A 3,341-nucleotide genomic window follows, 5' to 3' on the forward strand; every position below is an offset into this window, starting at 1 on the left:
CGGGGCCACCACCCAGGATGTCGTCGACCGGCAACTGCCGATCGCCCTGGCCGCCGATGCTGCGCTGATCGGCGTGATCGTGGGCGGAAACGACCTGGTCACCGACTACGACCCGGATCGCTTCCGCCGCAACCTGCGTCATATCTATGCCGGGCTGGCGCGCCCGGATCGGCTGGTGTTCACCACGAACTGGCCGAATATCCCGGACCGCCTGCCCGGCCTGCCCGAATCCGTCCGCACGGTGTTGCGGTCGCGATTCGCGCAAGCCAACGACTATCTCGACGACCTCGTCCACGAGTTCGATCTCGTGCGACTCGATTTGGTGAACGCACCCATCACCGCGGACCCGGTCATGTGGTCCCCGGACGGCATGCATCCGAGTCCGGCGGGCCATCAGCTCATCGGTACGGCGATGGCCGACCTCATCGACGAGGTCCGGACTGTGCGAGTTTCGCAACTCTGAGCAGAAGACAAGGGATAGCAACCATGAACGACCACCTTCGGCACTCCGAAGACCCGGCCATGACGCGGCGACTAGCCGACAATCCGATCGCGATCGTCGGACTGAGCGGCCTGTTCCCCATGGCCGCCAACTTCCGTGACTTCTGGCAGAACGTCGTCGACGCCGCGGACTGCATGTCCGACGTGCCGGCCACGCACTGGAACCTCGACGACTACTACGACGCCGACCCGACGGCGCCCGACAAGACCTATTGCCGCCGTGGCGGTTTCGTGCCCGAGATGCCGTTCAGCGTCACCGAGTTCGGGCTGCCGCCCAATCAGCTCGAGGTCACCACGGTCGTGCAGCTGCTGAGCCTGCTCGTCGCCCGTGACGTGCTCGCCGACGCGGGCGCCGTCGGGTCGGACTGGTACCGGCCCGAGCGCACCGGTGTGGTTCTCGGCGTCGCCGGACCGACGACACTGTCGCACCCACTGGCCGCCCGTCTGTCGACGCCGGTGCTCAAGGAGGTCATCCGCAGCTGTGGGCTGACCCAGGCCGACGCCGAACAGATCGCGCAGAAGTACGCCGACGCCTTCCCGTCGTGGGAGGAGAACTCGTTCCCCGGCCTGCTGGGCAATGTGATCGCGGGCCGGGTCGCCAACCGCCTCGATCTCGGCGGCATGAACTGCACCGTCGACGCGGCGTGCGCCAGTTCGCTGTCGGCGGTCCACGTCGCGATCAGCGAGCTGGTGTCCGGTCGCGCCGACATGATGATCACCGGTGGCTGTGACACCGAGAACTCGATCTTCGGTTACCTGTGCTTCAGCAAGGTCGGGGCGCTGTCGCGGTCCGGTGTCATCAAGCCGCTCGACGACAGTGCCGACGGCACCCTGGTCGGCGAGGGCATCGGCATGATCGCCCTCAAGCGCCTCGCCGACGCCGAGCGCGACGGTGACCGGGTGTACGCGGTGATCAAGGGCATCGGATCGTCGAGCGACGGGCGGTTCAAGAGCATCTATGCCCCGCGCGCCGAAGGTCAGCAGGCCGCCCTGCACCGCGCCTACGAGGACGCGGACTGCTCGCCCGCCACGATCGGGCTGTTCGAGGCACATGCCACCGGCACCCGCGTCGGCGATCAGACCGAACTCGCCGCCTTGAACGCGGTGCTGCGCGAGGCCACCGACGAGACCGGGTACGCCGCGATCGGCAGCGTGAAATCCCAGATCGGGCACACCAAGGGCGCCGCCGGTGCGGCCAGCCTGATCAAGCTGGCGCTGGCGTTGCACCACAAGGTGCTGCCGCCGACGATCAATGTCACCGCGCCGAACAAGGCGCTCGACGATTCCTCGCCGCTCTACATCAACACCAGGACCCGGCCGTGGATTCGTGATCCGCACCGGCCGCAGCGTCGTGCGGCGGCATCGGCGATGGGCTTCGGCGGCACCAACTTTCACGCGATCCTCGAGGAAGCAGCCGAGGGCCGCGGACACGCGCTCACGATGCACCGCACCGCGCGAGTCCGCCTGTGGCACGCCGCCTCGACAACCGAACTGGCGAGCTTGCTGAGCTCGGACGCCGCCCCGAACGGTGACGCCGGGATTCCGGCCGAGCACGCGCGCGTCGGGTTCGTGGCGCGCGACGACGAGGAAGCATCGGCACTGCGCGCACTGGCGGTGACCGAACTCGCCGGTGACGCCGACGAATGGACGCATCCGCGCGGCATCGTCTTCCGCCGGCGCGCCATGCCCGATCTGAAGATCGGCGCGCTGTTCGCCGGTCAGGGCAGCCAATACGTGGACATGGGCCTGGCCGCGGTGCTGAACAACCCCACCGTCGCCACCGCCTTCGACGAGGCCAACGCCGTGTTCGCCGACGCCGCCCGGCCGCCGGCCTCGGTGGTGTTCCCGGCGCCGGTGTTCGACCCCGAGCTGCGCAACGCCCAGGAGGCGACGTTGCGGCGCACCGAGTTCGCGCAGCCCGCGATCGCGGCGCTGTCGGTGGGCCAGTACCGGTTCCTGGCCGAGCGCGGCCTGACCTGCGAAGGGTTCATGGGCCACAGCTTCGGTGAACTGACCGCGCTGTGGGCAGCGGGTTCGCTGGACGCCGTCGACTACTTCACTCTCGCCAGGGCACGCGGAGCGGCGATGGCGATCGACACCGACACCGACGCGGGCACGATGGCGGCGGTACAGGCCGACCGTGAACAGGTCAGCGCGATCCTCGCCGACCATCCCGACGTGAGCGTGTGCAATCACAACGCACCCGACCAGGTGGTGGTCGGCGGCGGCACCGCGGCTGTCGCGGAGTTCGTCGCGGCGGGCCGGGCACAGGGACTGACCGTGCGCGAGCTGCCGGTAGCGGGCGCGTTCCACACCCGCTACGTCGCCCACGCGGTCGAGCCGTTCAAGGCCGCGGTGAAGAGCGTCGCCATTCGCGCCCCCAAGACCAAGATCTACGCGAATTCCCGGGACGCCGAATACGGTGCGCGGGTCGCGACCAACCGTCGCGTGCTCACCGAGCAGTTGCTCGAAACCGTCGAGTTCGTGGCGGGTCTGCGGGCCATGCAGGCCGACGGCTGCAACGTGTTCGTCGAGTTCGGCCCGAAGGCCACGCTCACCTCGCTCGTGCGCCGGACGCTCGGCGCCGAGGTGATCGCTCTGTCCACCGATCAGGGCCCGACCGGCGACAGCGACGTGGCGCTCAAGAAGGCGGCGCTGCAACTGGCGGTGCTCGGTGCGCCCATCGTCGACATCCACCGCCACGACGCCGCACCGTTCGCGGTGCCGGCGGCGCCCGGCATGGTGGTGCGGCTCAACGGCCGCGATTTCGTGCCGGAATCCCGGAAAGACCTCTACCGCAAGGGAATCGAGGAGCAGGTCGTGTTGGAAGCCGTCACGCA

The 3,341-nt window shown here is 68.9% G+C and carries 2 protein-coding genes; both read left to right on the plus strand.

Annotation, left to right across the window (positions count from 1 at the left end):
* Positions 1-463: GDSL-type esterase/lipase family protein (locus ACFWF3_RS29385; protein ID WP_379316840.1), on the plus strand; the 463-nt coding region annotated here is incomplete at its 5' end.
* A gap of 23 nt (positions 464-486) precedes the next feature.
* Positions 487-3,341, plus strand: a 2,855-nt coding sequence (locus tag ACFWF3_RS29390; protein ID WP_379316842.1) for a beta-ketoacyl synthase N-terminal-like domain-containing protein, incomplete at its 3' end; no start/stop codon positions are given.

Source organism: Nocardia sp. NPDC060220 (assembly GCF_042727815.1).
Lineage (GTDB): Bacteria > Actinomycetota > Actinomycetes > Mycobacteriales > Mycobacteriaceae > Nocardia.